The sequence below is a fragment of the Enterobacter cloacae complex sp. IR5418 genome, from assembly GCF_049238105.1.
Classification (GTDB): Bacteria; Pseudomonadota; Gammaproteobacteria; order Enterobacterales; family Enterobacteriaceae; genus Enterobacter; species Enterobacter hormaechei.
Window position 1 is genome coordinate 48093 of sequence record NZ_JBMKHS010000007.1, and the last position, 25806, is coordinate 73898.

Sequence of the window (25806 nt, forward strand, 5' to 3'; positions counted from 1 at the left end):
GCTTTTTTTTGCTTTCGATTCTTTCGCATTCTTACTTTCACTTTCGTCTCTTTCATTTTTAAGATGTGAATCACAAAAAAATATTCCGAAACCCTATATCTTCTTTCGCATAAACAAAACGAAAGGTTTCGGAGGAAAGATGTTTATCATCTCATCGAAAGCGATGCTGCTGAAGGCTCAGCGTGAAGGTTACGCCGTCCCGGCATTCAATATTCATAATCTCGAAACGCTGCAAGTGGTTATTGAAACCGCCGCTGAAATGCGTTCTCCGCTGATTGTTGCGGGCACTCCCGGCACGTTCAGCTACGCCGGAACAGGAAATGTTGTCGCCATTGCCAGCGATCTGGCGAAAACCCACAACCAGCCGCTGGCGATCCATCTCGATCACCATGAAGATTTCGACGATATCGCACAGAAAATCCATGCAGGTATCCGCTCAGCGATGATCGACGGCTCTCATCATCCGTTCTCTGAAAATGTCGCACTGGTGAAGCAAGTGACGAATTTCTGTCACCGCTACGATGTAAGCGTTGAAGCCGAGCTAGGCCGCCTTGGCGGTCAGGAGGATGACCTCATCGTCGACAGTAAGGATGCCCTTTACACCAATCCGCAACAGGCTCGCGAGTTTGTGGAATTGACGGGTATCGACTCTCTGGCCGTTGCTATCGGTACCGCTCACGGACTGTACACTGCCACACCAAAACTTGATTTTGAACGTCTGGCAGCGATCCGCAATCAGGTCGACGTGCCACTGGTTCTGCATGGCGCGTCCGGTTTATCGGCTGCGGATATCCGTACCGCGATTAGCCTGGGCATTTGTAAAGTCAACGTCGCCACAGAACTGAAAATTGCCTTCTCGAATGCCCTGAAAACCTATCTCTCTTCACATCCTGCTGCCAGCGACCCACGTCACTACATGGTGCCTGCCAAGAACGCCATGAAGGAGGTGGTGCGTAAGGTGATTGCTGACTGTGGCTGTGAAGGAAAACTCTGAATACGAAAGCCTGTTGTCCCGAACTGGAGGAAACGTGAAAGATATTATTGCTCGCCATAAGGCGGGAGAACACCTCGGCATTTGCTCAGTTTGCTCAGCCCACCCGCTGGTGATTGAGGCCGCCCTGCGCTTCGATTTGCAAACAAACAATAAGGTGTTGATTGAGGCTACCTCGAATCAGGTAAACCAGTTCGGCGGTTATACCGGCATGAAACCGGCTGACTTCCGTGACTTTGTCCTCAAAATCGCTAAGGAAGTCGGTTTTCCACAGGAACGCCTGATTTTGGGTGGCGATCATCTGGGGCCAAACTGCTGGCAGAATGAACCCGCAGAGGCGGCGATGGAAAAGTCCATTGAGCTGATCAAAGCCTATGTCGCGGCCGGGTTTAGCAAGATCCATCTGGATGCCTCAATGTCCTGCGCCGATGACCCTGTCCCGCTAGCGCCAATGGTCGTAGCCCAGCGTGCGGCGCGTCTGTGTCAGGCGGCAGAGGAGACGGCCACCGACGCGCAAAAAGCGGCGCTGACCTATGTCATTGGCACAGAAGTCCCTGTACCAGGAGGCGAAGCCAGCAGCATTAATCGCGTACATGTGACGCGCGTGGAAGATGCAGAGCAGACGCTGGAAACGCATCGCGTGGCCTTTGGTGCGCTCGGCCTGGATGACGCTATGTCGCGCGTCATTGCGATGGTAGTTCAGCCAGGGGTGGAGTTCGACCACACGCAAATTATTCACTACCAGTCACACGCAGCAGAAGCGCTCTCCGGCTGGATCCGTCAGACCCCGATAGTTTACGAAGCGCATTCAACTGATTATCAGACCCGTCAGGCCTATCGAGCACTGGTTCGCGATCACTTTGCGATCCTGAAAGTCGGCCCGGCGCTCACCTTTGCCCTGCGCGAAGCCATCTTCGCCCTTGCGCAGATGGAGCAAGCGCTCATCGCCCCGGAGCAACGGAGCCATGTGCTTGAGGTCATCGATGAAGTGATGCTGAACGAACCTGGCTACTGGAAAAAGTACTACCGTCCGACCTGGAGCCAGGCGATGGTGGATATTCACTTTAGCCTGTCCGATCGCATTCGCTACTACTGGCCGCACCCGCGTATTCGCCAGAGCGTAGAGAAATTGATCGCTAACCTGAGCGCAGCGTCCCTGCCTCTGGGGTTAATCAGCCAGTTTATGCCCGTCCAGTTCGAGCGATTGTCAATGAATGCGATCCCGGCAACACCGCAAAATCTCATCATCGACAAAATACAGGATGTATTACGCGCCTATCGATTTGGCTGTACCCCTGAACACGTTTGATACCGGAGAGTGTATGAGTCACGTTTTTGTCCGTACCGGAATTGAGTTTGAAGATTGCCAGCAGGCACTGGCGCATATTGGCGAGGAGATGCTGACAAAAGGTGTCGTGCACGCTACCTATCCCGATGCACTCCTGGAAAGGGAGATGAACTACCCCACCGGCATTGCCCTGGAGCGACATGCGGTTGCAATTCCGCACTGTGAAGCCGTACATGCGAAAAGCCCCGCCATTTACCTGATTCGCCCGGATAAACCGGTCAACTTTCAGCAGGCAGATGATGATGGCGACGTCGCCGTGTCGCTCATTATCGCCCTAATTGTTGAAAACCCTGCGGCACGAATGAAATTGCTGCGCCGCCTTTTTAGTGAGTTGCAAAACCCGGACACGCTGGACATGCTTCTGGCGACCCCTGCTGAGCATCTGGCGGACCGTTTCCGGACGACGATCCTTGAGCCTGAGGCCTGTGCCCAGGCGTCATAACATACTGATAATAAGAAGGTGTACCCTATGAAACGTAAAATTATCGTCGCCTGTGGCGGCGCTGTTGCCACCTCAACTATGGCCGCAGAAGAAATCAAAGAGCTTTGTGAGGCCCACCACATTGAGCTGGATCTGGTGCAGTGCCGGGTAACCGAAATTGAAACCTACATGGATGGCGCGGATCTCATCTGCACCACGGCGAAAGTCGACAGATCTTTTGGCGACATTCCCGTGGTACACGGTATGCCGTTTGTCTCTGGCGTTGGTATCGAAGCCCTGCAACAAAAAATTCTGACCATCCTCGAGGGGTAAGATTATGTTTACCGAAATCATGCGGTACATCCTCGATCTGGGGCCAACCGTAATGCTGCCTATCGTCATCATCATCTTCTCTAAGCTCCTGGGGATGAAGCTGGGTGATTGTTTTAAATCCGGTTTGCATATCGGCATCGGTTTCGTGGGGATCGGGCTGGTTATCGGCCTGATGCTCGACTCCATCGGCCCGGCAGCCAAAGCGATGGCAGAGCAATTTCAGATCAATCTGCACGTGGTGGACGTCGGCTGGCCGGGTTCATCACCGATGACCTGGGCTTCGCAGATAGCGCTGGTGGCAATTCCGGTAGCCATTGGCGTCAATATTCTCATGCTGGTCACCCGAATGACCCGCGTGGTGAACGTGGATATCTGGAACATCTGGCACATGACCTTCACCGGTGCGATGCTGCACCTGGCAACCGGCTCTTACTGGCTCGGGATCCTGGGAGTGGTCGTACACGCAGCCTTTGTCTACAAACTGGGGGACTGGTTTGCCAAAGACACGCGAGACTTCTTTGGTCTCGAAGGGATCGCTATCCCTCACGGCTCATCAGCGTATCTCGGCCCGATCGCGGTCCTGGTGGATACGATTATCAACAAAATTCCGGGTCTGAATCGCATTCACTTTAGCGCTGACGACGTTCAGAAACGCTTTGGTCCGTTTGGGGAACCTGTGACCGTTGGGTTTGTCATGGGACTGGTTATCGGCATGCTGGCAGGCTATGACGCTAAATCTGTTCTCCAGCTGGCAGTAAAAACCGCCGCCGTTATGCTGCTGATGCCGCGCGTGATTAAGCCGATCATGGACGGCCTGAACCCCATCGCCAAACATGCCCGTAAGCGTCTGCAAGCTAAATTCGGCGGCCAGGAGTTTTTAATTGGGCTCGATCCCGCGCTGCTGCTGGGTCATACATCCGTGGTCTCCGCCAGCCTGATCTTTATCCCGCTCACCATCCTCATTGCAGTGCTGGTGCCGGGAAATCAGGTGCTACCGTTCGGCGACCTCGCCACTATCGGCTTCTTTGTGGCAATGGCGGTCGCAGTTCACCAGGGCAATCTGTTCCGCACGCTTATCTCCGGCGTCATCATAATGGGCATCACCCTGTGGATTGCGACCCAGACCATCGGCCTGCATACCCAGCTTGCGCAAAACGCTGGCGCGTTGAAAGCTGGCGGGCTGGTGGCCTCTATGGACCAGGGTGGATCACCGATAACCTGGCTGTTGATTCAACTCTTTACCTGGCAAAACGTAGTGGGGTTCATCGTAATTGCTGCGATTTACTTTACGGGCGTACTGCTGACATGGCGTCGTGCCCGCACCTTTATTGCGGCAGAAAAACGCGCCGCCAATCCTCAAAGCCAGACGGCATCTTAATAACAGGGGGAGCGACGCTCCCCTCTTTTTTCTGGAGTCATTCATGAAATCAGTGGTAATTCACGCTGAGGGCAGCGTGCGGGTTGAAGAACGCCCCCTTCCTTTCATTCAGGCCGCAGATGATGTGCTGGTACGCGTTACCTGCTCTGGGTTATGTGGCTCGGATATTCCACGAATTTTCGCCAAAGGCGCACACTACTATCCCATCACGTTAGGCCATGAATTCAGCGGATACGTCGAAGCATGCGGCACCGACGTAGCCGATCTTAAGGTTGGTGATGGTGTGGCGTGTGTTCCGCTACTTCCTTGTTTTTCTTGCCCCGAATGTGAAAAAGGCTACTACTCATTATGTAAGCATTACCAGTTCGTTGGTTCACGCAGTGAGGGCGGCAATGCGGAATATGTGGTTGTTAAGCGCGCAAATTTGTTCCGTCTTCCAGAGACGATGACGATTGAAGATGGTGCATTTATTGAGCCGATTACCGTCGGGTTACATGCGTTCCACCTGGCTTCAGGCTGCGAGGGAAAAAATGTCATTATTGTCGGTGCTGGTACCATCGGTCTGCTGGCGATGCAGTGCGCGCTGGCGCTGGGTGCCAGCAGTGTCACCGCGATCGATATCAACGACGAAAAGCTTGCCCTGGCATCCCGGCTGGGCGCGACCCGGGTATTTAACAGCCGTTCTATGAGCGCTGATGACATCTACAGTGCGCTCAGCGAAAGCCGGTTTGATCAACTGGTACTGGAGACTGCCGGAACCCCGCAAACCGTCACGCTTGCCATTGATATTGCCGGGCCGCGAGCCCAGCTTGCACTGGTAGGAACATTGCATCATGACCTGCATTTACCCGCTGCAACTTTCGGCAAAATTCTGCGTAAGGAATTGACGCTGCTGGGAAGCTGGATGAACTATTCCGCGTCATGGCCTGGGGAAGAGTGGGAAATGGCTGCCCGTCTGCTCGCAGATAAAAAACTACAGTTAGCTCCGCTTGTCGCGCACAGTGGCGACAGTGAAAGTTTTGCTCAGGCCGTGCAGGCCCTGAACGGTTCACCCATGCAGGGCAAAATTATGCTGCGCTTCGCATAACCTCGCGAGCCAGCAAACCTGAGCTGGCTCACATTTGCTTTCGAATATTACCGTACCCCTTTCGCATACCTTCGATTAGAATAGGAGGCAGTTAATTATCAGGCATTTCAATATGAACTCATTTGAGCGAAGGAATAAAATCGTTGACCTCGTCAACACGCATGGCAGCGTGATGGTGCTGGATCTGTCGAATATGTTTGGCATTTCAGAAGTGACTATTCGAACAGACCTGCGCCTGTTGGAAGAAAAAGGACTGGTCACTCGCTTTCACGGTGGCGCCGCAAGGCCTGGCAGCAATCTGGCCGAAAGCGAAAGTCAGGAAGTCGTCCTGGAAGACCGTTACCAGCTGGCGAGCGATCCGAAAAAACGCATCGCACAAGCAGCGGCGGCCATGATTGAAGAAGGGATGACGGTCATTCTGGATAGCGGAAGCACCACGATGCTGATCGCCGAGGCGTTGACCAAAAAAGCCAATATTACGGTCATCACTAACAGCCTGCCCGCCGCGTTTGCCCTCTCAGAGAACAAAGACATTACGCTGGTAGTCTGCGGCGGCACGGTGCGCCATAAAACGCACTCTATGCACGGCACTATCGCCGAGCGTTCGCTGACTGGCATCAGTGCCGATTTGATGTTTGTTGGGGCTGACGGTATTGATGCCACCAATGGCATCACCACTTTCAATGAGGGTTACTCCATCAGCAGCGTGATGGCAGCTGCCGCGCACAAGGTGGTTGCCGTGCTGGACGCCAGCAAGTTCAACCGTCGCGGCTTTAACCAGGTGCTGCCGATGGAGAAAATCGACTGTGTGATCACGGATGATGGGATCGGAAAGCAGGAAAAAGAACTGCTGGGTAAAACGGGCACCGAAATCATAACGGTATAATTTGTAGGCCGGGTAAGGCGCAGCCGCCACCCGGCAAAACAGGCGGCAGGGACTTACTCCCCCTGCTGCTCCAGTGCATATTTATACAGCGCATTTTTCTTCACGCCGTGGATCTCCGCCGCCAGCGCAGCCGCTTTTTTCAGAGGAAGTTCAGCCTGTAGCAGGGCCAGCGTACGCAGCGCATCAGCAGGCAGAGCGTCTTCCTGCGCTTTGTGTCCTTCGACAATCAGCACCATTTCGCCCTTGCGGCGGTTTTCATCTTCTTTCACCCACGCCAGCAGTTCACCGACCGGCGCACCGTGAATGGTTTCCCACGTTTTGGTCAACTCGCGCGCCAGCACCACGTAGCGCCCTTCGCCCCAGACGGTCACCATATCCTCCAGGCTTTCCAGCAGACGGTGAGTGGATTCGTAGAAGATCAACGTACGCGGTTCGGCTTCAAGATCCTTTAATACATCGCGGCGACCTTTGGATTTAGCCGGCAGGAAACCTTCGTAGCAGAAACGATCGGACGGCAGGCCCGCCGCGCTTAATGCGGCAATAGCAGCACACGGCCCCGGCAGTGGGACCACGCGGATCCCGGCTTCACGGCAGGTGCGCACCAGATGGTAACCCGGATCGTTGATCAGCGGCGTTCCCGCATCGGAGACCAGCGCGATGTTCTGTCCTTCCTTAAGCTTCGCCACCAGCGTTTCGGCTTTTTGTTGCTCATTGTGATCGTGCAGGGCAAACAAACGAGCGTTAATGGCAAAATGTTGTAGCAGTAAACCGGTATGACGGGTGTCTTCAGCCGCAATTAAATCAACAGCTTGCAATACAGTGAGTGCACGTTGGGTAATATCAGACAAATTCCCGATAGGAGTAGGTACAATATAAAGCTGGCCTTGAGAATTATCTGCCGTTTCGTGTTGTTTCATTGTCTCGTCCGTATTGCCGATTTAATATTGAGCATTGCGTAAAAAAATCACTGGATACAGTATGGTACCGTTAACGTTTCTTCGAAAAAAAGCCGCGCACAGCGTGCCCCTCCTGCTGGCAGCCCTGATCTTTACAGGCTGCGGCACCCAGGCACCTGACCAGAGCACTGCTCATATGCAGGGATCCGCTCAGGCTGATTCTGGCTTTTATCTGCAACAAATGTCGCAGAGTACAAATGATACCAGGATCAACTGGCAATTACTCGCCATTCGTGCACTGCTGAAAGAAGGGAAAACCCAGCAGGCCGCCGAACTGTTCAGCCAGCTGCCGCAGGAGCTTAACGACGATCAGCGTCGTGAGCAGACCTTGCTGTCGGCAGAACTGAAGGTCGCGCAGAAAGATTATGACGGCGCGAAGAAGATCCTCGGCACCATCGATCTGAACACGCTGGATAAAAACCAGCAGGCCCGTTTCTGGCAGGCCGGTATCACCGCTGAGCAGGGTCGCCCTTCCCTGACGCTACTCCGCGCGCTGATTGCCCAGGAGCCTCTGCTCGCGGGTGCGGACAAGCAGAAAAATATTGACGCAACCTGGCAGGCGCTCGCCTCCATGACGCCGGATCAGGCCAAAACGCTGGTGATCAACGCCGATGAGAATGTCCTGCAAGGCTGGCTGGATCTGCAACAGATGTGGTTCAACAACCGCAGCGATCCGGACATGCTGAAAGCCGGTATTACCGACTGGCAGAAGCGCTACCCGCAAAACCCGGGGGCGAAAATGTTGCCCACGCAGCTGGTGAACGTGCAAAACTTTAAGCCCGCCTCCACCAGCAAAATCGCCCTGCTGCTGCCGTTGAACGGCCAGGCAGCGGTGTTTGGTCGCGCCATTCAGCAAGGTTTTGAAGCCGCGAAAAACGGCACCACCGCCGTCACCGGCAGCGCCGTTCCGGCGCAGGCTGCACAGGCGGCAAACGTGAATGACGTTGTCAGCCCGTCCGCCGCCGAAACCAGCGACCTGACCACCGCGCAAACCCCTGCGCAGGGCACCATGCAGAACCCGGTCACCGCCCCAACGACGCAGCCCGCGACCCCAGCGCCTGCGGCGACACAGGCCCCGGCTGAAACACCAGCAGCCGCTACGGCAGAACAACCTCAGCCGCAAACCACGCAGCCGGAACAGCAGCCAGCAACCCAGCCGCAGGCTGTGGCCACCACCAGCGCTAACCCTGGCGCAGAGTTGAAAATCTACGACACCAGCGCCCAGCCGCTTGACCAGGTGCTGGCGCAGGTTCAGCAGGACGGGGCCAGCATCGTTGTCGGCCCGCTGTTAAAAAACAACGTGGAAGCGCTGATGAAGAGCAACACCACGCTGAACGTGCTGGCGCTTAACCAGCCTGAGCAGGTTCAGAACCGCGCCAATATCTGTTACTTCGCCCTCTCTCCGGAGGATGAAGCCCGCGACGCGGCCCGTCATATTCACGAGCAGGGCAAACAGGCGCCGCTGCTGCTGATCCCGCGCAGCACGCTGGGCGACCGCGTTGCCAACGCGTTTGCCCAGGAGTGGCAAACCCTTGGCGGCGGCGTGGTGTTGCAGCAAAAATTTGGTTCAGCGTCTGAACTGAGAGCAGGCGTGAACGGCGGGGCAGGTATTGCCCTCAACGGTAGCCCGGTCTCCGCCAGCCTGCCGCAGCAGCAGAGCGTCACCATCGGCGGCCTGACGATCCCGGCACCACCTACCGACGCGCAAATCAGCGGCGGCGGTAAAGTGGATTCGGCATACATCGTCGCTACGCCGGAAGAGATCGCCTTTATCAAACCGATGATCGCCATGCGGAACGGCAGCCAGAGCGGCGCAACGCTCTACGCCAGCTCACGCAGCGCACAGGGTACCGCAGGCCCGGATTTCCGTCTGGAAATGGACGGGCTGCAATACAGCGAGATCCCTATGCTGGCGGGCAGTAACCCGCAGTTGATGCAGCAGGCGCTGGGCGCGGTGCGCAATGACTATTCCCTGGCGCGTCTGTACGCGATGGGGGTCGATGCCTGGGCGCTGGCAAACCACTTCACCCAGATGCGTCAGGTACCGGGCTTCGAGCTTAACGGGAATACCGGCGATCTGACTGCCGACCAGGATTGTGTGATTAACAGGAAGTTATCATGGCTCAAATACCAGCAGGGGCAGATTGTCCCGGCCAGTTAAGCCGTAAACAGACCGGCGACGCGTGGGAGTTAACGGCGCGCCGCTGGCTTGAAGGCAAAGGACTGCGCTTTGTCGCCGCCAACGTTCGCGGGCGCGGCGGCGAGATTGACCTGATCATGAAAGACGGTCAGACCATCGTGTTTGTTGAAGTTCGCTACCGACAGTCGTCCCGTTTTGGCGGTGCTGCCGCCAGCGTGACGCTCGCCAAACAACAAAAATTATTACAGACTGCCCACTTGTGGCTTGCCCGCCATAATGGGAGTTTTGATACTGTGGATTGCCGTTTCGATGTGGTAGCCTTCACCGGAAATGCGATCGACTGGCTTAAAAACGCGTTTGGCGAAGACGCATAAATAAGATTTTAAAGGGATACCGTGCTCGAACGAATTAAAGTGTGCTTCACAGAAAGCATTCAAACGCAGATTGCCGCGGCGGAAGCCCTTCCGGACGCGATCTCTCGTGCAGCGATGACGCTGGTTCAGTCGCTGCTCAACGGCAACAAAATCCTCTGTTGTGGCAATGGCACGTCCGCCGCCAACGCACAGCATTTTGCTGCCAGCATGATCAATCGCTTCGAAACCGAGCGCCCGAGTTTACCTGCCATTGCACTAAACACCGATAACGTGGTCTTAACTGCGATTGCCAACGATCGTCTGCATGACGAAATTTACGCCAAGCAGGTGCGCGCCCTGGGCCATGCCGGAGACGTGCTTCTGGCGATCTCCACGCGCGGTAACAGCCGGGATATCGTTAAAGCAGTTGAAGCGGCAGTGACCCGGGATATGACGATTGTCGCCCTGACCGGCTACGACGGCGGTGAGCTGGCTGGCCTGCTGGGGCCGCAGGATGTGGAGATCCGCATTCCTTCGCACCGTAGCGCCCGCATCCAGGAGATGCATATGCTCACGGTGAACTGCTTATGCGATCTGATCGATAACACGCTTTTCCCTCACCAGGATGATTAAGGAGTTCTCATGAAGGTTTTATCGGCCCTTGCAGTCGTGATGTCTGCATTACTGCTTCAGGGATGCATCGCTGCCGCTGTAGTCGGTACCGCAGCGGTCGGCACCAAAGCAGCGACCGATCCGCGTACCGTTGGGACGCAGGTGGATGACGGTACGCTTGAGCTGCGCGTTAACAGTGCGCTGTCGAAAGACGAACAGATTAAGAAGGAAGCACGCATCAACGTGACGGCTTATCAGGGCAAAGTGCTGCTGGCAGGCCAGGCGCCAAACCCTGAACTCGCCTCGCGCGCCAAACAGATCGCGATGGGTGTGGAAGGCACGGCGGAAGTGTTTAACGAGATCCGCCAGGGCCAGCCGATTGGTCTCGGCACCGCGTCATCCGATACCTGGATCACCACCAAAGTCCGTTCCCAGCTGCTGGGGACCGACCAGGTGAAATCCTCAAACGTGAAAGTGACCACGGAGAACGGCGAAGTGTTCCTGCTGGGTCTGGTAACGGAACGTGAAGGGAAAGCGGCAGCGGATATCGCCAGCCGGGTGAGCGGCGTGAAACACGTCACCACCGCCTTTACCTACATCAAGTAATTCCCGCCTGGCAGTAAGCCCGGTAAGCGCTAGCGCCACCGGGCTTTTTTTCACACAAGCGCCATACTTCCCACAATCACTCCGCTCAACGCCACCAGCCCCGCCGTCAGCCACAGCGCTTTCGCCGGGAATGACTTACGCAGCATGATAAGCGATGGCAGACTCACCGCTGGCAGCGTGATGAGCAGCGCCAGCGCCGGTGCGGTACCCATACCGGCCAGCATCATGGTCTGAATAATCGGGATCTCCGCCGCGGTGGGGATCACAAACAGGCACCCGGCCACCGCCATCGCAATCACCCACATCAGCGTGTTGTCGATAGCGCCATCCGCATGCGGGAACAGCCAGACACGCGCCGCCCCCAGCACCAGTACGGCCAGGATATAAACCGGAATGGTGCTCCAGAAAAGCTGCCACAGCGCTTTACCCCAGCGAGCAAAGAAACTGCCCTGCGGCTCGCTGACGTCCAGCTCAACGGAGGCAGGCCCGGCCTCGTTGTCTTTCACCAGGTGCTGGACCAGCGTAGCGACAAGCACCACCGTCAGCAGGCCAGCCACCAGACGGATAAACGCGAAATGCCAGCCGAGTACAAAGCCCATAAACACCAGCGTCGCCGGGTTCAGCAGAGGGTTACCCATCCAGAAGGCAAGCGCGCCGCCCATCGACACGCGCTGTCGGCGCATGCCCGCCGCCACCGGCGCGGCGCAGCAGGAGCACATCATGCCCGGCAGGGAGAATATCGTTCCCAGCAGCGTCCCCTGTAAGCGCGGTTGACCCAGGGTTTTCACCAGCCAGTTACGCGGGATGAGTACCTGAATCAGCGAGCCAAGCAATACGCCCAATACCGCCGCTTTCCAGACGGCAAGAAAATAGACCATGGCGTAATCCCACGCCGCGCGTAGTGGGCTGGAATCGGCCTGGGCGAGGATTGATTTACCGATGCTGTGAGTGTCGGCGGCGGTAAAGGCTTTACCGTAGTATGGCTGCCATTTCACATACCAGAGGCCAATGATGACCACGAGAAAGAAGAGTGCGGGCTTCCACCACTGAACAGGTGTTGCCGCCTGAGATGAAGACTGACCAGTCATACCATTCCCCGGAAGGTGTTATTTAATAAGCCGGGGAAGTTTACGCCTCGCCCTGCGCGATTTCACGCAGTTTTGCCGAAGGGATAATATTAACGCCCTCCTGCGACGGAGCCAGCGCCTCTTTTAGCATCGCCAGCGCGACATCCCGCGCCTCGATGGACTTCCAGTTACCCGGCAGAATGCGAAACAGCGGAGCGAAAAAAGACTCGTTAAAACGACGTTCGTCACGGTGCCCCATCAGCATGGAAGGCCGCACGATGGTCAGGCGCTCCCATTTCTGCGCGATTAACGCCTCTTCCATCTTGCCCTTCACCTGATTGTAAAAAAACGGCGAGCCTGCATTCGCACCGTGCGCGCTGACCACCAGAAAATGCTTCGCACCCAGCTTTTTCGCCGTCAGGGCGGTATCCACCACCAGCGTGTAATCCGCATGGACAAAGGCTTCTTTACTGCCCGCTTCCCGTCGGGTGGTGCCAAGGCAGCAAAAGGCGATATCAATGGGATCCTGCACCTGCGCCAGCGCGTCGGTGAGCTGTGGATCGTGCGGGTTATAGACGCCGGTGATATCCAACAGCGGACGACGCGTCGGTGCGGCGATAGAGTTGATATGGCGATCCTGGATCAGCAGCCGCAGCAGATGTCCACCCACCAGCCCGGTTGCGCCGGTAATCAGTACCTGACTCATCTTATCCCCTTTACAGAATTGTCCGTTTGCGTTCTGGGCCTGCTCTACCACACTTAAAAGTCTGTTACCGGTAAGTATTTACCACAAACGGGAAAAAAACAGTCTGAAGCGAAAACAACGGAGGAAGCATGGGTAAAAAAATCGCAGTCTTGATTACCGACGAGTTTGAAGATTCAGAATTTACGTCGCCAGCAGAGGCATTCCGCAAGGCGGGCCACGAGGTGGTCACCATCGAGAAAGAAGCGGGTAAAACCGTGAAAGGCCATAAGGGCGAAGCCAGCGTGACCATTGATGAATCCATTGATAACGTCAGCCCGTCGGATTTCGACGCCCTGCTGTTACCGGGCGGCCATTCACCGGATTCCCTGCGCGGAGACGAACGCTTCGTCACCTTTACCCGTGACTTCGTCGGCACCGGTAAACCGGTATTTGCCATTTGCCACGGTCCGCAGTTGCTGATCAGCGCTGAGGTGGTACGCGGGCGTAAGCTCACCGCGGTGAAGCCGATCGTTATCGATCTGAAAAACGCGGGAGCCGAGTTTTACGATCAGGAAGTGGTGAACGATAACGACCAGTTGATCACCAGCCGTACGCCTGACGATCTGCCTGCATTTAACCGCGAAGCGCTACGCCTGCTCGGCGCGTAACCAGTGCAGTTTCTTGCCAAAGCCCAGGGTGTTGTCGGTAAATTTCAGCTCATCAAGGCGGATTTCCCACACCGGGGCTTTTAGCGCCGCGGCCACCGGGAAGCGGCGCGTATAGCGTTTACGCTGTGCGTCGCTTTCCTCACCTTCCAGGCGACGAATTTCGCCTTTGAACTGAACCCCGCGGATCAGCGCAACGGTTTTAGGCTGACCGTTTACCGTGCCCGCCACTTTTGCCTGCGGGCCTGACATCTGCGCATGTCGCGTTTTGTCTTCGCTCATCACGTAAAAGGCCACGCGCTCGGGATCGTAGTAATAAAAGGCATTTGCGCACCACATCTCCTCGTCTTTACAGACGCACCAGGTCACGACATGCTGCTTTGCCAGCCAGCGGTTAATGGCGGCCAGTGTTTCCATTTTCGCTCTCTCTCATGCTATGGTGCGTTCACCTTAACATACTGAATCTGTCTACTGTGTGCTGGTTTCTCTATCTTGTCCGAACCGCTGATAACGCACTCTACACCGGGATCACCACCGATGTGGCACGGCGTTTTTTACAACATCAAACGGGGAAAGGGGCGAAAGCACTGCGGGGGAAAGGTGAACTTCATTTAGCGTTTTCAGCCGCCGTGGGCGACAGATCACTGGCGCTCAGGCTGGAATACCGCATCAAGCAGCTGACGAAGCGCCAGAAAGAGCGCCTCGTTACCGGAGACGGCTCTTTTGAGGCGCTACGCGAAAGCCTGATTAAAAGCGATTGAAATGATCGTGGTACTCAACCAGACCGTTAACGCCGTCGAGCGCATCGTCCGCCAGAGGATGCACCAGGAACGACGTTTCCGTGCCCGGCCAGTGGCAGCGCAGATCGTGTTTAGCCGCTGGCTCAAAACCTAAACGTTCATAGAACGCCGGATCGCCCAGCACGACAACCGCGGCATAGCCAAATTCATTCAGGGAATCCAGCCCTTCATAGACCAGCTGGCGTGCCAGACCCTGGCCACGGTAGTTTTCATCCACCGCCAGCGGCGCCATCCCGACCCACTGCAACTCCTCACCCTGCACAATCACCGGGCTGAACGCCACGTAGCCGACCACCTGCCCTTCATCGTCGGTGGCAACCAGGCCCAGCGTAATCAGGCCATCTTCGCGGAGATCGTGAACCAGTTGGGCTTCGGCGTCGCCTGCAAAAGAGCGGCGTAACAACGCATCGATACCCGGCGCATCAATCCCAATTTCGACTCGAATCAGCATGGCTCACCTACTGAAGTGTGTTTACTGTCCGGCGGGGTTTTCAGCCCGGCCTCAACGAAATCTGCCATTTGCATCAACATCATACGCAGCGCTTTCGGCATCTGCTCCAGCTCAATGGCATCCATTAAATTTTTGACGTACAGACCAAGCTCCGTGTCGCCTTCAATCACCAGTCGGCGCTGGAAGAAAAGTGTGTCCGGATCCTGTTTGCGCGCGGCGATCATCAGCAGATCGCTGGCGTCCGCGCTAAAGCTCACATCCGCGCTGGCGGACTCGCTGACGATCAGCCGTTCGTTCTCGACGGAAGTAAACCAGCGCAACCCGATATCGCGCACTTCAATCTGTAACCAGCGGCCTTCCAGAAACTCCAGTTCACCATCCTGTAACGCCTGGCGGAACTGCCAGCTCAGCACCTGCTCCAGCACCTGGCGTTTAAGCGCGAACGGCGCCAGTTTTACCGGCACGCTCAGCATTGATGGACCAAATTGTACGAGACGTGAACGCAGTTTATCCAGCACGAGCTTTACTCCCTGATAGCTATAGTCCTGCTATTTTGCCATATCCCGACAAGAAGATAGCGGCGTAAATCAACAAACCGTTGTCCGGTATACCTCATTATTGGTGCCATCAATACGCCATTAGCTGCCTTAAATCAAAAATTGTCGCGTATGGGTTAATTAAAATCCCAGCTCGTTAACATTTTTTACGATCCCTGCGATCGACAACATCGGGATAAATTATGGAGCTGCTCTGCCCTGCCGGAAACCTTCCGGCGCTTAAGGCGGCCATCGAAAATGGGGCCGATGCGGTCTATATCGGGCTGAAGGATGATACCAACGCCCGCCATTTTGCGGGTCTTAACTTTACGGAGAAAAAGCTTCAGGAAGCCGTTAACTTCGTTCACCAGCACCGGCGCAAACTGCACATTGCCATCAATACCTTTGCCCATCCTGATGGCTATGCCCGCTGGCAGCGCGCCGTGGATATGGCGGCCCAGCTGGGCGCCGATGCGCTGATCCTGGCCGACCTCGCCATGCTTGAGTATGCGGCAGAACGTTATCCGCATATTGAGCGCCACGTCTCTGTTCAGGCATCGGCCACCAATGAAGAGGCCGTGCGTTTTTATCATCGACACTTTGACGTAGCCCGCGTGGTGCTGCCGCGCGTGCTCTCTATTCATCAGGTTAAGCAACTGGCGCGCGTCACGCCAGTGCCGCTGGAGGTTTTTGCCTTCGGCAGCCTGTGCATCATGGCCGAAGGCCGCTGCTATCTTTCTTCATATCTCACCGGGGAATCGCCCAATACCGTCGGTGCCTGCTCGCCTGCCCGCTTCGTTCGCTGGCAGCAAACGCCGCAGGGACTGGAGTCGCGCCTGAATGACGTGTTAATTGACCGCTATCAGGACGGTGAAAACGCGGGCTACCCGACGCTGTGCAAAGGCCGCTATCTGGTAGACGGCGAGCGCTACCACGCGCTGGAGGAGCCTACCAGCCTCAACACGCTGGAATTGCTGCCGGAACTGCTGGCCGCCAATATTGCCTCGGTGAAAATCGAAGGCCGCCAGCGCAGCCCGGCCTACGTGAGCCAGGTGGCGAAGGTCTGGCGTCAGGCCATCGACCGCTGCATGGCGGACCCGCAAAACTACGCCCCGCAAGCGGCCTGGATGGAGACGCTCGGCGCGATGTCCGAAGGTACCCAAACCACGCTTGGCGCGTATCACCGTAAATGGCAGTGAGATCATCATGAAATATTCGTTAGGGCCGGTGCTCTACTACTGGTCAAAAGAGACGCTGGAAGATTTTTACCAGCAGGCCGCCACCAGCAGCGCCGATGTGATTTACCTCGGCGAAGCGGTGTGCAGCAAACGCCGCGCTACCAAAGTGGGCGACTGGCTGGATATGGCGAAAAGTCTGGCCGGGAGCGGCAAACAGGTTGTGCTCTCGACGCTGGCGCTGGTGCAGGCGTCCTCTGAGCTGGGCGAGCTGAAGCGCTACGTCGAAAACGGTGAGTTTCTGCTGGAGGCGAGCGACCTGGGCGTGGTGAACCTGTGCGCCGAGCGTAAGCTACCGTTTGTCGCCGGACATGCGCTGAACTGCTATAACGCGGTGACCCTGCGCCTGTTGCTTAAACAGGGGATGACGCGCTGGTGCATGCCGGTGGAACTCTCCCGCGACTGGCTGGCCAACCTGCTGAATCAGTGTGACGAACTGGGTATTCGCAATCAGTTTGAAGTGGAAGTGTTGAGCTACGGCCATCTGCCGCTGGCCTACTCCGCCCGCTGCTTTACCGCGCGTTCCGAAGATCGTCCGAAAGATGAGTGTGAAACCTGCTGCATTAAGTACCCGAACGGACGCAGTATGCTGTCGCAGGAGAACCAGCAGGTGTTTGTCCTCAACGGCATTCAGACCATGAGCGGTTACGTCTATAACCTCGGCAACGAACTGGCGTCAATGCACGGGCTGGTGGATATGGTGCGTCTTTCGCCGCTTGATACCGGCGTGTTCGCGATGCTGGACGCCTTTCGCGCCAACGAAAACGGCACCTCGCCGCTGCCGCTGACGGCGAACAGCGACTGCAACGGTTACTGGCGACGTCTCGCCGGGCTGGAATTGCAGGCGTAAAAAAAGCTCACTTTGTTAACAACGGTTATCATTTTTTAATGCAGTATTAAAGATTGACCGTCGACAAAGTGAGCTGTTATGACTGACAAAACCATTCCATTTTCGGTGCTGGATCTGGCGCCGATCCCGCAAGGCTCCTCGGCCAGAGAGGCCTTTACGCACTCTCTCGATCTTGCTCAACTTGCCGAAAAGCGTGGCTATCACCGGTACTGGCTGGCAGAGCACCATAACATGGTGGGCATCGCCAGTGCCGCCACCTCGGTGCTGATTGGCTATCTGGCGGCGAATACCACTACTCTGCACCTCGGCTCTGGCGGCGTGATGCTGCCGAATCACGCCCCGCTGGTGATTGCCGAGCAGTTCGGGACGCTGAATACCCTCTATCCGGGGCGTATTGATTTAGGCCTTGGCCGCGCGCCGGGCAGCGACCAGCCGACCATGCGCGCCCTGCGCCGTCATATGAGCGGCGATATCGATAACTTCCCACGCGATGTCGCAGAACTGGTGGACTGGTTTGACGCGCGGGATCCGAACCCGCACGTGCGTCCTGTGCCGGGCTACGGGGAAAAGATCCCGGTATGGCTGTTAGGTTCAAGCCTGTACAGCGCCCAGCTCGCCGCCCAGCTGGGGCTGCCGTTCGCGTTCGCTTCCCACTTCGCGCCGGATATGCTGCATCAGGCACTGCATCTTTATCGCACGCACTTCAAACCGTCTGAACGTCTGGAGAAGCCGTATGCGATGGTGTGTATCAATATCATTGCCGCTGACAGCAACCGCGACGCGGAATTCCTGTTTACCTCCATGCAGCAGGCGTTTGTGAAGCTGCGTCGCGGCGAGACAGGCCAGCTTCCGCCGCCGGTAGAGAATATGCATCAGCTGTGGTCGACCTCCGAGCAGTATGGCGTGCAGCAGGCGCTGAGCATGTCGCTGGTGGGTGATAAGGCGAAAGTGCGTCACGGGCTGGAGGCGGTGCTGCGTGAAACGCAGGCGGATGAGATTATGGTCAACGGCCAGATTTTCGATCACCAGGCGCGTCTGCATTCGTTTGATTTGGCGATGCAGGTGAAAGAGGAGTTGGTGGGGTAGCCATTGTTTCGCCCGGTGGCGCTACGCTTACCGGGCCTACATTCTTTTCTCCCCCTCCCTGTGGGAGAGGGCCGGGGTGAGGGGTTCAGACCGCACGATTTACTGATACACAGGCAACAGATTAAAACTCGACAGCACGTGCACCACGGCGTTGCCGATACCAAATACCAGAATCAGCGCAATCATCGGCTTGCCGCCCCAGACGCGGAATTTCGGACTGCCGAAGCGCTTACGTGATTTGCGCGCCAGCAGCGCTGGCACAATCGCCGCCCAGATGGTGGCCGCCAGTCCTGCATAGCCGATGGCGTACAGGAAGCCGTTCGGCCACAACAGACCGCCCACGATTGGTGGCAGGAAGGTCAACAGCGCCGTTTTGAAGCGCCCCATCGCAGAGTCATCAAAACCAAACAGATCCGCCAGGTAGTCAAACAGGCCCAGCGTCACACCGAGGAATGAGCTCGCCACGGCAAAGTTCGAGAAGACCACCAGCAGCAGATCCAGGCTGCGGCTGTTCAGCACGCCACTCAGGGCCTGCACCAGCACGTCGATGTTACCGCCCTTCTGCGCAATGCCGATAAATTCCGGACGAGGGATGTTGCCCATCGTCCCCAGCAGCCAGATCACATACAGCCCCAGCGCCAGCAGCGTGCCGTAAACCAGGCATTTCACGATGGTGCGCGGATCTTTGCCGTAGTACTTCATCAGGCTCGGCACGTTGCCGTGGTAGCCAAACGACGCCAGACAGAATGGCAGCGTCATCAGCAGGTACGGCGTATAGGAGGTGTTCACTTCGGCAACGTTAAACAGCGTGGCTGGCGTGACGTGCCCCAGCAGGCTGCCGAAGGTCAGGAAGAAAGTAATGACCTTTGCGCCCAGCACGATGGCCGTCATGCGGCTCACCGCTTTGGTACTCATCCAGACGATAAACGCCACGCCCAGCGCAAAGCAGAGTCCCGCCAGACGCGCCGGAACGTTCAGCGACATCTCGGAGAAGGTGTGGTGCAGAATCGACCCGCTCGCAGAAATGTACGCGTAGGTCAGGATATAGAGCACAAACGCGATGGACAGCCCATTCACCAGGTTCCAGCCTTTGCCCAGCAGATCCCGGGTGATGGTGTCGAAGCTGGAGCCGATGCGGTAGTTGAGGTTGGCCTCAAGGATCATCAGCCCCGAATGGAGCATGCAAAACCAGGTAAAAACCAGCGCCGCCAGTGACCAGAAGAACCACGCACCGGACATGACCACAGGCAGGGAAAACATCCCGGCACCAATGATGGTTCCGCCGATGATCACCACGCCGCCAAGCAGCGATGGTGACGTTTGGGTGGTGGTTAGTGTTGCCATGCGGCCTGATCTCCAGTGAAAAATGTGGTTCTGTATTTTAGTGTGTTGCACTGTACCAGTACAGGAGTACAAAAGGAATAAAAAAAGCCCCGATAGCAACTATCGGGGCTGTATATTTTACTTTACGTCAGAATCGAAAGGCTTACGCGTCACCGAAACGACGACGGCTGGTGCCTTCTTCACGGCGTGGACCACGGTTTTCGCGGCGCTCACCGGAGAAACGACGGGGTTCACCGCGGCCTTCGCTACGACCGCCTTCACGACGCTCACCACCGAAACCGCGACCACCGCCACGACGTTCGCCGCCACGGTCAGGACGTGGCTGTGCATCGCCCAGCAGCTGCATGTTCATCGGCTTGTTCAGGATGCGGGTGCGAGTAAAGTGTTGCAGTACTTCGCCCGGCATGCCTTTTGGCAGCTCGATGGTGGAGTGGGAACCGAAAAGCTTGATGTTACCAATGTAACGGCTGCTGATGTCGCCTTCGTTCGCGATCGCGCCAACGATGTGACGAACTTCAACACCATCATCACGGCCCACTTCAATGCGATACAGTTCCATGTCGCCCGCGTCACGACGCTCACGACGTGGACGGTCTTCACCACCACGCTCTGGACGGTCACCACGTGGACCACGGTCGTTACGGTCGCCACGACGTTCGAAACGATCGTCACGGTCACGGAACTCACGCTTAGGACGCATCGGTGCATCAGGTGGCACGATCAGGCTACGTTCGCCCTGGGCCATTTTCAGCAGTGCTGCGGCCAGGGTTTCCATGTCCAGCTCTTCGCCTTCAGCGACAGGCTGGATCTGCGACAGCAGCGCACGGTACTGATCCAGATCGCTGCTTTCCAGCTGCTGCTGTACTTTCGCGGCGAATTTTTCCAGGCGGCGTTTGCCCAGCAGTTCTGCGTTTGGCAGTTCAGCTTCTGGAATGGTCAGCTTCATGGTGCGTTCGATGTTACGCAGCAGACGACGCTCGCGGTTCTCAACGAACAGCAGCGCACGACCCGCACGACCCGCACGACCGGTACGGCCGATACGGTGAACGTAAGACTCGGAATCCATTGGGATATCATAGTTAACAACCAGGCTGATACGCTCAACGTCCAGGCCACGTGCTGCCACGTCAGTTGCAATAAGGATATCCAGACGACCGTCTTTCAGACGCTCCAGCGTCTGCTCACGCAGAGCCTGGTTCATGTCGCCGTTCAGCGCGGCGCTGTTGTAGCCGCTACGCTCCAGGGCTTCAGCCACTTCCAGGGTCGCGTTCTTGGTACGAACGAAGATAATCGCCGCATCAAAATCTTCCGCTTCCAGGAAACGCACCAGCGCTTCGTTTTTGCGCATGCCGTACACAGACCAGTAGCTCTGGCTGATGTCCGGGCGAGTAGTGACGCTGGACTGAATGCGCACTTCCTGCGGCTCTTTCATGAAGCGGCGGGTAATGCGACGGATCGCTTCTGGCATGGTTGCAGAGAACAGAGCGGTCTGATGACCTTCCGGGATCTGCGCCATGATGGTTTCAACGTCTTCGATGAAGCCCATACGCAGCATTTCATCGGCTTCGTCCAGTACCAGGCCGCTCAGTTTAGAGAGGTCCAGGGTACCGCGCTTCAGGTGATCCAGCAGACGGCCCGGCGTACCGACAACAATCTGTGGGCCCTGGCGCAGGGCGCGTAACTGCACGTCATAACGCTGGCCGCCGTACAGGGCTACCACGTTTACGCCGCGCATATGTTTAGAGAATTCCGTCATGGCTTCAGCAACCTGAACAGCCAGTTCACGGGTTGGAGCCAGGACAAGGATCTGCGGTGCACGCAGGTCCGGATCAATGTTGTTCAGCAGCGGCAGCGAGAATGCTGCGGTTTTACCGCTACCAGTCTGGGCCATGCCCAGCACGTCACGACCAGAAAGCAGGTGTGGGATACACTCAGCCTGGATCGGAGATGGTTTTTCGTAACCCAGATCGTTAAGGGCTTCAAGGATAGGAGCCTTCAGGCCCAGATCTGCAAAAGTGGTTTCGAATTCAGCCATGTAGTACAAGTGCCTCGATATTAATGGCGGCCAGTCTACTTAGCTCATCGTGAAAATGATTAGCAATTTTCATTGAAAAGTGTGAACCGGCTCAAATTAGGTGTATTGACGAACAACAACGCCCTCACCAGTGAAGGTGATGGCAATCAAAAGATTACGGGCTGATGTTTATGTCGTCAGCTATTGCTGGTCCGATTCTGCCAGGTCGTCTTGCTCCTGGCCCAAGAGCGATAATTCCAACAATGCATAACGGTGCTCAACGAAGTTATGTACGTTGTTAGCAACCGCTAATTTGAACAGTGCCGTAGCGCTGTCCATATCCCCCAGACTTAGGTAGTACTTACCTAAATAGAAGTTGGTTTCACTGAGATGCTCAGCGAGCGAGGTGTTATCCGTTGCGTCCGCCTTGAGGCGTTCCATCAGCGTTGCTTCGCTAATGTTGCCCAGGTAGAACTCGACAATGTTCCATCCCCACTGTTCCTTGTCCGATTTCTCGAAGCGCTGTTTCAGTGCTTCTTTGGCCTGCTTCTCATCGAGCTTCTGCTCAACGATGTAAAGCCACAGGCTGCGGAAAGGATCATTAGGATCGTCTTGATAAAACGCCAGCAGATCATCTTGCGCTAACTTATCACGACCGCCGTAATACAATGCGATACCGCGATTCAAGTGCGCGTAGTTGTAAGTTGGATCAAGCTCAAGTACAGAATCAAACGCTTCATAGGCAGCATCAAAATTGCCTGCCTGCGTTAAATAAATGCCTAAGTAATTGAATACTTCAGGCATATCAGGTCGAATCGCCAGCGCTTGTGAAAAATCATTTCGCGCTAATGCCCTCAGACCGAGACTATCATACAACACTCCGCGCTCATATAAAAGCTGTGCGCGTTCGTCATCGGTTAAAGCCCGACTGGCAAGTATTTGTTCCATGCGTGCCAGAATGACTTCCTGCTGCAAAGTCGGTTGCAATGGCACTGCGAGGGCTTCGCTCTTACGCCAGGCAGAGTTGCTGCATCCTGCCAGCGTTAAAGCTGTCGCAACGAAACACCAGCGCAAAAAAGGCTTCATTTCCCACTCCCGAAGACAACTATTGGATGAACGTCCTGTCCCCCGGCGGCTTAACAAGGCGTCCTGCCTGATAATAAGCCCTCCGCCAGTGCGGAGGGCAAATGGCAACCTTACTCGCCCTGCTGTTCAGCAGCCGGAGCTTCCGGCGCCGCAGCAGGCTGAGACTGCTCGGTTGCTTCTTTAATGCTCAGACGGATACGGCCCTGGCGGTCAACTTCCAGAACTTTCACCGGTACTTCCTGACCCATTTGCAGGTAATCGGTCACTTTCTCAACACGCTTGTCAGCGATCTGAGAGATGTGTACCAGACCTTCTTTACCGCCACCGATGGCAACGAACGCACCAAAGTCAACGATACGGGTCACTTTACCATTGTAGATACGGCCCACTTCGATCTCTGCCGTGATCTCTTCGATACGACGGATAGCGTATTTCGCCTTCTCGCCGTCGGTTGCTGCGATTTTCACAGTACCGTCATCTTCGATTTCGATGGTGGTGCCCGTTTCTTCGGTCAGCGCACGGATAACAGAACCGCCCTTACCGATGACATCTTTGATCTTGTCTGGATTGATCTTGATGGTGTGAATACGCGGAGCGAATTCAGAGATATCACCGCGTGGTGCGTTGATAGCCTGTTCCATCACGCCCAGGATGTGCAGACGCGCACCTTTAGCCTGGTTCAGAGCAACCTGCATGATCTCTTTGGTGATACCTTCAATTTTGATATCCATCTGCAAGGCAGAGATACCGTCGCGGGAACCCGCCACTTTGAAGTCCATATCGCCCAGGTGGTCTTCGTCACCCAGAATGTCAGACAGAACAACGTAGTTGTCGCCTTCTTTCACCAGACCCATTGCGATACCCGCAACGGCGGCTTTGATTGGCACGCCTGCATCCATCAGCGCCAGAGAGGCACCACACACGGAAGCCATGGAAGAAGAACCGTTGGATTCAGTGATTTCAGACACAACACGTACGGTGTACGGGAATTTGTCTGCTTCTGGCATCACTGCCAGCACGCCGCGCTTCGCCAGACGACCGTGACCAATTTCACGACGCTTCGGTGAGCCAACCATACCGGTTTCGCCCACAGAGTACGGAGGGAAGTTATAGTGGAACAGGAAGCTGTCAGTGCGCTCGCCCATCAGTTCGTCGATGATCTGTGCGTCACGTGCAGTACCCAGGGTCGCGGTTACCAGCGCCTGCGTTTCACCACGGGTGAACAGCGCAGAACCGTGTGTACGTGGCAGTACGCCGGTACGCACGTCCAGACCACGGATCATGTCTTTTTCACGGCCGTCGATACGCGGCTCGCCTGCCAGTACGCGGCTACGAACAACGTTTTTCTCGATGGCGTGCAGGATTTCGCCAATTTCGTTAGCGTCCAGCGTTTCGTCTTCGGCAACCAGGGTCGCGGTCACTTCAGATTTGATCACATCAACCTGAGCATAGCGCTCCTGTTTGTCGGTGATGCGGTATGCGTCGCTCAGACGAGATTCTGCCAGGGCAGCAACACGTGCGTTCAGCGCGTCGTTGGCCGCTTCTGGCTGCCAGTCCCAACGTGGTTTACCGGCTTCTTTCACCAGGTCGTTGATGTTCTGGATAACAACCTGCTGCTGGTCGTGGCCAAATACCACAGCGCCCAGCATCTGGTCTTCGCTCAGCAGTTCAGCTTCGGATTCAACCATCAGCACCGCGGCTTCAGTACCGGCAACAACCAGGTCCAGCTTACTCTCTTTCAGCTCTTCCTGAGTTGGGTTCAGCACGTACTGATCGTTGATGTAACCAACGCGCGCAGCACCGATTGGGCCATTGAATGGAATACCAGACAGTGACAGGGCAGCAGACGCACCGATCATCGCGACGATGTCCGGGTTAACCTGTGGGTTAACGGAAACAACGGTTGCGATAACCTGTACTTCATTGACGAAGCCTTCCGGGAACAGCGGACGAACCGGGCGGTCAATCAGACGCGCGATCAGGGTTTCGCCTTCGCTTGGACGGCCTTCACGACGGAAGAAGCCACCCGGGATTTTACCGGCAGCGTAGGTACGCTCCTGGTAGTTAACGGTCAGCGGGAAGAAGTCCTGACCTGGTTTAGCTTTTTTCTGGCCAACTACGGTAACGAATACAGCAGTGTCATCCATGCTTACCATTACGGCAGCAGTAGCCTGACGCGCCATCATGCCGGTTTCCAGCGTGACGGTATGCTGACCATACTGGAATTTACGAACGATCGGATTCAGCAAAATTCTGTCCTTTCTTAAATGTTTGAAAGCACACCTCAGGTGTGCTGACGATTTAACCCGACCTTCTTCGCATCCTCGCGACTAATGACAACCGACACCCCCATGGGTGAAGCCTCTCATTAGCCGCGCGAACCTCTGCAATGAAGATCATTTATAGCAACAATACAATAGTTTCCATTGAATTGCTGCCGTCTGGTTGAAAAAAGGGGCCATCAGGCCCCCTTTTCTGAAACTCGCAAGACTTAGCGACGCAGACCCAGACGCTCGATCAGCGCGGTGTAGCGTGCAACATCTTTACGCTTCAGGTAGTCGAGCAGTTTACGACGCTGAGAAACCATACGCAGCAGACCACGACGGCTGTGGTGATCTTTTTTGTGCTCTGCAAAGTGACCTTGCAGGTGGTTAATCTGTGCAGTCAGCAGTGCAACCTGAACTTCGGTAGAACCGCTGTCGTTAGTACCACGACCAAACTCAGAAACGATTTTAGCTTTAGCTTCAACGCTTAGAGACATTTTCAAACTCCAAAGTATAAAGAATGTAAGGATGCCGATCTCTAATTCAGCTATCCCATGTACGCCCCGCAGATTGTTAAACAATTTACCAGGCGTTAAGCGGCGATATTCTACT

The 25806-nt window shown here is 55.9% G+C and carries 28 protein-coding genes; 16 read left to right on the forward strand and 12 right to left on the reverse strand.

The genetic code is table 11. The annotated features are described in order from the left end of the window. Positions 1-139 precede the first annotated feature (139 nt). The 7 genes from ACOTX7_RS07845 (at position 140) to ACOTX7_RS07875 (ending at position 6444) form a co-directional block, all read left to right on the forward strand. The gene (locus ACOTX7_RS07845) at positions 140-994 is read left to right on the forward strand and encodes a tagatose bisphosphate family class II aldolase (protein WP_221813325.1); all 855 of its coding nucleotides are present in this window, start codon (positions 140-142) and stop codon (positions 992-994) included. A 34-nt stretch (positions 995-1028) separates the two neighbouring features. Then, positions 1029-2300 carry a tagatose-bisphosphate aldolase subunit GatZ gene (gatZ, locus tag ACOTX7_RS07850; protein WP_221813323.1) on the forward strand — a complete coding sequence of 424 codons (1272 nt, stop codon included), beginning with the start codon at positions 1029-1031 and terminating at the stop codon, positions 2298-2300. 13 nt (positions 2301-2313) lie between these two features. Further along, positions 2314-2781, forward strand: a complete 468-nt coding sequence (gene gatA, locus ACOTX7_RS07855) for a PTS galactitol transporter subunit IIA (RefSeq protein WP_221813321.1) — start codon at positions 2314-2316, stop codon at positions 2779-2781. A 27-nt stretch (positions 2782-2808) separates the two neighbouring features. Beyond that, positions 2809-3093, forward strand: a complete 285-nt coding sequence (gatB, locus tag ACOTX7_RS07860) for a PTS galactitol transporter subunit IIB (protein WP_000823261.1) — start codon at positions 2809-2811, stop codon at positions 3091-3093. A 4-nt stretch (positions 3094-3097) separates the two neighbouring features. Next, positions 3098-4471, forward strand: a complete 1374-nt coding sequence (locus ACOTX7_RS07865) for a galactitol-specific PTS transporter subunit IIC (RefSeq protein WP_221813319.1) — start codon at positions 3098-3100, stop codon at positions 4469-4471. 43 nt (positions 4472-4514) lie between these two features. After that, the gene (gene gatD, locus ACOTX7_RS07870) at positions 4515-5558 is read left to right on the forward strand and encodes a galactitol-1-phosphate 5-dehydrogenase (protein ID WP_221813316.1); all 1044 of its coding nucleotides are present in this window, start codon (positions 4515-4517) and stop codon (positions 5556-5558) included. 112 nt (positions 5559-5670) lie between these two features. Further along, positions 5671-6444, forward strand: a complete 774-nt coding sequence (locus ACOTX7_RS07875) for a DeoR/GlpR family DNA-binding transcription regulator (RefSeq protein ID WP_047354443.1) — start codon at positions 5671-5673, stop codon at positions 6442-6444. A 53-nt stretch (positions 6445-6497) separates the two neighbouring features. Here ACOTX7_RS07875 and rsmI read toward each other — a convergent pair whose 3' ends face one another. Beyond that, a complete protein-coding gene (rsmI, locus tag ACOTX7_RS07880) occupies positions 6498-7361 on the reverse strand; it encodes a 16S rRNA (cytidine(1402)-2'-O)-methyltransferase (RefSeq protein WP_000809144.1) in 864 nt (287 codons plus the stop codon). Positions 7362-7422: 61 nt separating this feature from the next. Between rsmI and ACOTX7_RS07885 the strand changes: the two genes are divergently transcribed. From ACOTX7_RS07885 to dolP, 4 genes are read left to right on the forward strand one after another with little or no spacing between them, the layout of a single operon-like run. Then, on the forward strand, positions 7423-9561 hold the full coding sequence (locus ACOTX7_RS07885) for a penicillin-binding protein activator (protein WP_221256509.1): 2139 nt from the start codon (positions 7423-7425) through the stop codon (positions 9559-9561). Continuing rightward, positions 9519-9914: a YraN family protein gene (locus tag ACOTX7_RS07890; protein WP_006812101.1), complete on the forward strand. Its 396-nt coding sequence runs from the start codon at positions 9519-9521 to the stop codon at positions 9912-9914. Before ACOTX7_RS07885 ends, ACOTX7_RS07890 begins: the two co-directional genes overlap by 43 nt. Positions 9915-9935: 21 nt before the next feature. Continuing rightward, positions 9936-10526, forward strand: coding sequence for a DnaA initiator-associating protein DiaA (diaA, locus tag ACOTX7_RS07895; RefSeq protein ID WP_003861754.1), 591 nt, complete (start codon positions 9936-9938; stop codon positions 10524-10526). A 9-nt stretch (positions 10527-10535) separates the two neighbouring features. Next, positions 10536-11111, forward strand: a complete 576-nt coding sequence (gene dolP / locus ACOTX7_RS07900) for a division/outer membrane stress-associated lipid-binding lipoprotein (protein ID WP_006812102.1) — start codon at positions 10536-10538, stop codon at positions 11109-11111. Between the two features lie 50 nt (positions 11112-11161). Here dolP and ACOTX7_RS07905 read toward each other — a convergent pair whose 3' ends face one another. Both ACOTX7_RS07905 and ACOTX7_RS07910 read right to left on the reverse strand, forming a co-directional pair. Next, entirely contained in the window at positions 11162-12199 is a 1038-nt protein-coding gene (locus tag ACOTX7_RS07905; protein ID WP_221256510.1) for a permease, read from the reverse strand. Positions 12200-12239: 40 nt separating this feature from the next. Then, entirely contained in the window at positions 12240-12884 is a 645-nt protein-coding gene (locus ACOTX7_RS07910) for an NAD(P)H-binding protein (RefSeq protein ID WP_205921375.1), read from the reverse strand. A gap of 128 nt (positions 12885-13012) precedes the next feature. Between ACOTX7_RS07910 and ACOTX7_RS07915 the strand changes: the two genes are divergently transcribed. Next, the gene (locus ACOTX7_RS07915; RefSeq protein WP_015571965.1) at positions 13013-13531 is read left to right on the forward strand and encodes a type 1 glutamine amidotransferase domain-containing protein; all 519 of its coding nucleotides are present in this window, start codon (positions 13013-13015) and stop codon (positions 13529-13531) included. Here the strand turns inward: ACOTX7_RS07915 and ACOTX7_RS07920 are convergent. Then, a complete protein-coding gene (locus ACOTX7_RS07920; protein WP_148386388.1) occupies positions 13511-13945 on the reverse strand; it encodes a YhbP family protein in 435 nt (144 codons plus the stop codon). The genes ACOTX7_RS07915 and ACOTX7_RS07920 overlap by 21 nt on opposite strands. 14 nt (positions 13946-13959) lie before the next feature. Between ACOTX7_RS07920 and ACOTX7_RS07925 the strand changes: the two genes are divergently transcribed. Continuing rightward, positions 13960-14289: a GIY-YIG nuclease family protein gene (locus ACOTX7_RS07925; RefSeq protein ID WP_006812107.1), complete on the forward strand. Its 330-nt coding sequence runs from the start codon at positions 13960-13962 to the stop codon at positions 14287-14289. Here the strand turns inward: ACOTX7_RS07925 and ACOTX7_RS07930 are convergent. Beyond that, entirely contained in the window at positions 14276-14779 is a 504-nt protein-coding gene (locus tag ACOTX7_RS07930) for a GNAT family N-acetyltransferase (protein ID WP_006812108.1), read from the reverse strand. The two genes, ACOTX7_RS07925 and ACOTX7_RS07930, sit on opposite strands and share 14 nt — an antisense overlap. Further along, the gene (ubiT, locus tag ACOTX7_RS07935; protein ID WP_047636368.1) at positions 14773-15297 is read right to left on the reverse strand and encodes a ubiquinone anaerobic biosynthesis accessory factor UbiT; all 525 of its coding nucleotides are present in this window, start codon (positions 15295-15297) and stop codon (positions 14773-14775) included. Before ubiT ends, ACOTX7_RS07930 begins: the two co-directional genes overlap by 7 nt. A 221-nt stretch (positions 15298-15518) precedes the next feature. Here ubiT and ubiU point away from each other — a divergent pair, with 221 nt between their 5' ends. The 3 genes from ubiU to ACOTX7_RS07950 all read left to right on the forward strand — a co-directional run bounded on the left by ubiU (position 15519) and on the right by ACOTX7_RS07950 (position 18486). Beyond that, the gene (gene ubiU / locus ACOTX7_RS07940; RefSeq protein WP_003861773.1) at positions 15519-16514 is read left to right on the forward strand and encodes a ubiquinone anaerobic biosynthesis protein UbiU; all 996 of its coding nucleotides are present in this window, start codon (positions 15519-15521) and stop codon (positions 16512-16514) included. A gap of 7 nt (positions 16515-16521) precedes the next feature. Continuing rightward, on the forward strand, positions 16522-17400 hold the full coding sequence (locus tag ACOTX7_RS07945) for a U32 family peptidase (RefSeq protein ID WP_205921374.1): 879 nt from the start codon (positions 16522-16524) through the stop codon (positions 17398-17400). A 78-nt stretch (positions 17401-17478) separates the two neighbouring features. Next, the gene (locus ACOTX7_RS07950) at positions 17479-18486 is read left to right on the forward strand and encodes a luciferase-like monooxygenase (RefSeq protein WP_221256511.1); all 1008 of its coding nucleotides are present in this window, start codon (positions 17479-17481) and stop codon (positions 18484-18486) included. A 99-nt stretch (positions 18487-18585) separates the two neighbouring features. On the opposite strand, the gene mtr is transcribed toward ACOTX7_RS07950, so the two are convergent. The 6 genes from mtr to rpsO all read right to left on the reverse strand — a co-directional run bounded on the left by mtr (position 18586) and on the right by rpsO (position 25691). Beyond that, entirely contained in the window at positions 18586-19830 is a 1245-nt protein-coding gene (mtr, locus tag ACOTX7_RS07955; RefSeq protein WP_006812114.1) for a tryptophan permease, read from the reverse strand. A 142-nt stretch (positions 19831-19972) separates the two neighbouring features. Next, positions 19973-21865: a DEAD/DEAH family ATP-dependent RNA helicase gene (locus tag ACOTX7_RS07960; protein ID WP_205924453.1), complete on the reverse strand. Its 1893-nt coding sequence runs from the start codon at positions 21863-21865 to the stop codon at positions 19973-19975. Then, a complete protein-coding gene (yrbN, locus tag ACOTX7_RS07965; protein WP_097397692.1) occupies positions 21858-21938 on the reverse strand; it encodes a protein YrbN in 81 nt (26 codons plus the stop codon). Before yrbN ends, ACOTX7_RS07960 begins: the two co-directional genes overlap by 8 nt. A 107-nt stretch (positions 21939-22045) precedes the next feature. Then, positions 22046-22930 (reverse strand): lipoprotein NlpI, encoded by an 885-nt coding sequence (gene nlpI, locus ACOTX7_RS07970; RefSeq protein WP_221256513.1) that lies wholly within the window; start codon positions 22928-22930, stop codon positions 22046-22048. Positions 22931-23040: 110 nt separating this feature from the next. Then, positions 23041-25179, reverse strand: coding sequence for a polyribonucleotide nucleotidyltransferase (gene pnp, locus ACOTX7_RS07975; protein WP_003861786.1), 2139 nt, complete (start codon positions 25177-25179; stop codon positions 23041-23043). A gap of 242 nt (positions 25180-25421) precedes the next feature. Further along, on the reverse strand, positions 25422-25691 hold the full coding sequence (gene rpsO, locus ACOTX7_RS07980; protein ID WP_003861789.1) for a 30S ribosomal protein S15: 270 nt from the start codon (positions 25689-25691) through the stop codon (positions 25422-25424). Between the last annotated feature and the right edge of the window lie 115 nt (positions 25692-25806).

Coding starts and splice junctions, on each gene's coding strand:
- gatB (WP_000823261.1), top strand. CDS start 2,809: ATGAAACGTAAAATTATCGTCGCCTGTGGCGGCGCTGTTGCCACCTCA.
- ACOTX7_RS07910 (WP_205921375.1), bottom strand. CDS start 12,884: ATGAGTCAGGTACTGATTACCGGCGCAACCGGGCTGGTGGGTGGACAT.
- mtr (WP_006812114.1), bottom strand. CDS start 19,830: ATGGCAACACTAACCACCACCCAAACGTCACCATCGCTGCTTGGCGGC.
- ACOTX7_RS07875 (WP_047354443.1), top strand. CDS start 5,671: ATGAACTCATTTGAGCGAAGGAATAAAATCGTTGACCTCGTCAACACG.
- ACOTX7_RS07960 (WP_205924453.1), bottom strand. CDS start 21,865: ATGGCTGAATTCGAAACCACTTTTGCAGATCTGGGCCTGAAGGCTCCT.
- dolP (WP_006812102.1), top strand. CDS start 10,536: ATGAAGGTTTTATCGGCCCTTGCAGTCGTGATGTCTGCATTACTGCTT.
- ACOTX7_RS07945 (WP_205921374.1), top strand. CDS start 16,522: ATGAAATATTCGTTAGGGCCGGTGCTCTACTACTGGTCAAAAGAGACG.
- rpsO (WP_003861789.1), bottom strand. CDS start 25,691: ATGTCTCTAAGCGTTGAAGCTAAAGCTAAAATCGTTTCTGAGTTTGGT.
- ACOTX7_RS07925 (WP_006812107.1), top strand. CDS start 13,960: ATGCTATGGTGCGTTCACCTTAACATACTGAATCTGTCTACTGTGTGC.
- nlpI (WP_221256513.1), bottom strand. CDS start 22,930: ATGAAGCCTTTTTTGCGCTGGTGTTTCGTTGCGACAGCTTTAACGCTG.
- ACOTX7_RS07905 (WP_221256510.1), bottom strand. CDS start 12,199: ATGACTGGTCAGTCTTCATCTCAGGCGGCAACACCTGTTCAGTGGTGG.
- gatD (WP_221813316.1), top strand. CDS start 4,515: ATGAAATCAGTGGTAATTCACGCTGAGGGCAGCGTGCGGGTTGAAGAA.
- gatA (WP_221813321.1), top strand. CDS start 2,314: ATGAGTCACGTTTTTGTCCGTACCGGAATTGAGTTTGAAGATTGCCAG.
- ACOTX7_RS07920 (WP_148386388.1), bottom strand. CDS start 13,945: ATGGAAACACTGGCCGCCATTAACCGCTGGCTGGCAAAGCAGCATGTC.
- ACOTX7_RS07890 (WP_006812101.1), top strand. CDS start 9,519: ATGGCTCAAATACCAGCAGGGGCAGATTGTCCCGGCCAGTTAAGCCGT.
- ACOTX7_RS07865 (WP_221813319.1), top strand. CDS start 3,098: ATGTTTACCGAAATCATGCGGTACATCCTCGATCTGGGGCCAACCGTA.
- ubiU (WP_003861773.1), top strand. CDS start 15,519: ATGGAGCTGCTCTGCCCTGCCGGAAACCTTCCGGCGCTTAAGGCGGCC.
- ACOTX7_RS07885 (WP_221256509.1), top strand. CDS start 7,423: ATGGTACCGTTAACGTTTCTTCGAAAAAAAGCCGCGCACAGCGTGCCC.
- ACOTX7_RS07845 (WP_221813325.1), top strand. CDS start 140: ATGTTTATCATCTCATCGAAAGCGATGCTGCTGAAGGCTCAGCGTGAA.
- yrbN (WP_097397692.1), bottom strand. CDS start 21,938: ATGAAAATTGCTAATCATTTTCACGATGAGCTAAGTAGACTGGCCGCC.
- ACOTX7_RS07930 (WP_006812108.1), bottom strand. CDS start 14,779: ATGCTGATTCGAGTCGAAATTGGGATTGATGCGCCGGGTATCGATGCG.
- ACOTX7_RS07915 (WP_015571965.1), top strand. CDS start 13,013: ATGGGTAAAAAAATCGCAGTCTTGATTACCGACGAGTTTGAAGATTCA.
- ACOTX7_RS07950 (WP_221256511.1), top strand. CDS start 17,479: ATGACTGACAAAACCATTCCATTTTCGGTGCTGGATCTGGCGCCGATC.
- rsmI (WP_000809144.1), bottom strand. CDS start 7,361: ATGAAACAACACGAAACGGCAGATAATTCTCAAGGCCAGCTTTATATT.